Origin of the sequence: Cetobacterium sp. ZWU0022 (assembly GCF_000800875.1) — a bacterium.
Lineage (GTDB): Bacteria > Fusobacteriota > Fusobacteriia > Fusobacteriales > Fusobacteriaceae > Cetobacterium_A.
Window position 1 is genome coordinate 1 of the sequence record NZ_JRJZ01000006.1, and the last position, 3,225, is coordinate 3,225.

A 3,225-nucleotide genomic window follows, 5' to 3' on the forward strand; every position below is an offset into this window, starting at 1 on the left:
TCTAAGCTACTTTTAACATGTCGTAACTTTTCATTACGAAACGTGTCGCACCATTAAAATTATCATAAACTTTACCAATCTCATATTTTTGAGCGAATTCAAGTGCTTTACTGTGTGTTCTATTTCCTATTGAATATATTTTCTTACCAGCTTTTTTTAAAGCTACAGCCATTTCATTAGCAACTACTCCTGTTCCTAAAATTCCCCAATTTAACTCTTTATCTTGCATACTGTTTCTCCCTTTTTTTTATAGTATAAACAGTATAATAAATTTATTTTTTTTAAGCAAGTTTATTATATTATTTTAAATGTTTTTTGAAAAATGAATCTAATTTTATAAACGGAATTAGATCTACTCTATCATAAAGATCAACATGTCCTGCACCAGGAACAATATGTAACTCTTTAGGTTCGCTTGCTTTACTATAAGCATCTTCACTAAAATATCTAGAATGTGCAAATTCTCCCGCTATAAATAATAATGGTCTTGGTGAAATTGCTTCTAATTCTGTTAAAGGATAAGAATTCATTAGACTTATACTACTAATTAAAGACATCGCAGCTAATGAACGAGGATGTTGCCCACGAGAAGTTCTGTAATAATCAAAGAATTCTTTTGCAACTTCTGGAGAGTTTTCATCTATTGTTTCAGGTGTCCCGATTGCAAAAGCCCTTCCTTTTCCTTCATATTCAGCCCAACGTTGCTCTGCTATTTCTTGTAGCATTTTTTTTCTTTCATCAAGTGTCACTGAATCATTTAAACCTTGACGACTTCCACGACCCATATCATACATACTAATTGTGGCAAGAGCTTTAATTCTTGGATCAATTTTCGCAGCACTTAAAGCAAAACTTCCACTTCCACAAACTCCTATTACACCTATTTGATTTCTATTTACAAATTTTCTCGTTCCTAAAAAATCAACAGCAGCACTAAAATCATCCGCAAAAGCTTCTGGTGAAGCGTTAAATCTAGGTTGACCTCCACTTTCACCATTATATGACGCATCAAATGCTAAAGTTACATATCCTTTTTCAGCCATATTTTGTGCATAAACTCCTCCAGCTTGCTCTTTTACTGCACCGTAAGGACTTCCTACAATTAGAGCTGAATACTTTTTATTCATATCCATATCCTTAGGAGTATACAAATCTCCTACTACATTTATTCCTAACCTATTATAAAAGGATACTTTTTCTACATTTACTTTATCACTTTTAGGAAAAGTTTTATCCCACGCTAAAGTAGTTGAAGCTAAAATAGTATTACTACTTAAAGTTAATAATGTAACTCCTTGAATAATTTTTTTAAATAATTTGTTTTTTAAAAATACTTGTCTCATTTTTACCTCCTGATAATTTTTTATATTATTTTAATTTTTCATTTAAAAATTTAATAATTAATTCTGTTATTTCCGATTGGCTCCAATAAATATCTCCATGTCCTGCATTTTTTACAACATATCTTTTTGCATCTATTTTATTTTTTTTCAACTCTTGATACAATAAATCCGTTTGACTTGGTGAAACTAACGTATCTTTATCCCCGTGCATTAATAAAAACGAAGGTGTATTTTTTGATATATAGGTTATTGGATTTGCTTTTTTAGCTGCTTCTAAGTTACTATTCACTGATCCTCCATTTCCAAAAATAGACATACCATTTATTAATATTGCTTGTGGTGCTGATGGAGAATTATGATTTTCTTGTACTTCTTTTGAATAGTCACTTCCAACCTGTGTTAAATCTGATAATCCATAAATATTTATCACTGCTTGTATATCACTATTCTCCTCTAAATTTTCTCCTATTTCAAATTCTTTTCTTTTAACTGTTGTTCCAGCTAGTGATGCTAAATACCCTCCAGCAGATTCACCCATAACAGCAACTCTTTCTTTATCTATACCAAATTTATCCGCATTAGCTTTCAAATATCTTATTGCTGCTTTTATATCAATTAAAGGATCTGGAAATTTTCCTTGTGGAATAACTCTATATTCAATACTTGCAACAATATAACCTGCTTCAGCTATAGCTAATCTTTGCTGAATATAATTATTTTTGGGAGAAGCAAAAAATCCTCCACCTGTTATAAAAATTAATAATGGTTGTTTTTCTTTGATCTCAGATTTTAATAAATCAAGTTTTAAATTCAAATTACCTGGTTGTGAATAAGTAATATCACTTAACATATCTATTTTAGGCTTTTGTAATAAAACATCTATTTCTTCACTTTGAAATCCCATTAATTTGGTAAAAAAAGTTACCATCAAGATAATTAATATTTTTTTTACGTTCAATATTTCATACTCCTTTCTTCAGATTTTTATTAAAAAATATCATTTTATTTATATAAGTTAAATTTTAAATAAACTTTAGCTCTTTTATTATTTTAGCTGGAATACCAGCTATTATACAGTTAGAGGGAAAGCTTTTTGTAACAGTCGATCCTGCTGCGACTATTACATTATCACCTAAAACAACTCCTGGTAAAATAGAAACATTTCCACCTATCCAAACTCCTTTTCCAATTTGAATAGATTTTGGATATAAATTTCCTCTTTTTTCAGGCTCTATACCATGATTTAATGTTGCTAAAAGAACATTTGGTCCTATCAAAGTTCCATCTCCTATTCTAATCCCACCCTGATCTTGAAATTGACAATTAGAATTGATAAATACATTTTTTCCTATCGTTATATTCTTTCCACAATTAGTATGAAATGGTGGAAATAAAATAAAAGAATCCTCGACCTTTTTTCCTGTTATTTTAGAAAAAATCTCACAAATCTCTTCCGAAGTATGATATTTATTATTTAACTCAGAAGTTAATCTAAGAGCGTCCTGTGTTAAGCTAATCATATATTTATGTACATCTGAGCCTGCAATAACCACTTTTTCATTATTCATATATTCTAAAAATTTATCTAAAGTCATATATTCCTCCTATAAAATATATTTTTTTCAAATATACTTTAACAAAATACAATTGAAATAACAAATACCTATTTTGAATACATTTATATGCTTGAAAAGCATATGAATGTATTATATAATTTAGCAAAATAACCTTAGGAGGATTATAATGGAACTTCGAATTTTAAAATATTTTTTAGCAATAACAAGAGAAGGAAGTATTATAAAAGCTGCTGAAACTTTATATATAGGCCTCGCGTCGGTTTTTTTGCGTTTCGGCACCAAATTTACAACTTTCTCAATGAAAT

4 protein-coding genes are annotated in these 3,225 nt (G+C 29.2%); all 4 read right to left on the bottom strand.

Annotated features, from left to right (window positions below; genetic code table 11):
- Window position 1: 1 nt before the first annotated feature.
- On the bottom strand, window positions 2-229 hold the full coding sequence (locus tag L988_RS00210; RefSeq protein WP_047380374.1) for an NAD(P)-binding domain-containing protein: 228 nt from the start codon (window positions 227-229) through the stop codon (window positions 2-4).
- A 70-nt stretch (window positions 230-299) separates the two neighbouring features.
- The gene (locus tag L988_RS00215) at window positions 300-1,343 is read right to left on the bottom strand and encodes an alpha/beta hydrolase (protein ID WP_047380376.1); all 1,044 of its coding nucleotides are present in this window, start codon (window positions 1,341-1,343) and stop codon (window positions 300-302) included.
- Between the two features lie 25 nt (window positions 1,344-1,368).
- Entirely contained in the window at window positions 1,369-2,301 is a 933-nt protein-coding gene (locus L988_RS00220; RefSeq protein ID WP_231549790.1) for an alpha/beta hydrolase, read from the bottom strand.
- Between the two features lie 64 nt (window positions 2,302-2,365).
- Complete coding sequence (locus L988_RS00225; protein WP_047380378.1) at window positions 2,366-2,938, bottom strand: sugar O-acetyltransferase; 573 nt, start codon at window positions 2,936-2,938, stop codon at window positions 2,366-2,368.
- Between the last annotated feature and the right edge of the window lie 287 nt (window positions 2,939-3,225).

Coding starts and splice junctions, on each gene's coding strand:
- L988_RS00215 (WP_047380376.1), bottom strand. CDS start 1,343: ATGAGACAAGTATTTTTAAAAAACAAATTATTTAAAAAAATTATTCAA.
- L988_RS00210 (WP_047380374.1), bottom strand. CDS start 229: ATGCAAGATAAAGAGTTAAATTGGGGAATTTTAGGAACAGGAGTAGTT.
- L988_RS00225 (WP_047380378.1), bottom strand. CDS start 2,938: ATGACTTTAGATAAATTTTTAGAATATATGAATAATGAAAAAGTGGTT.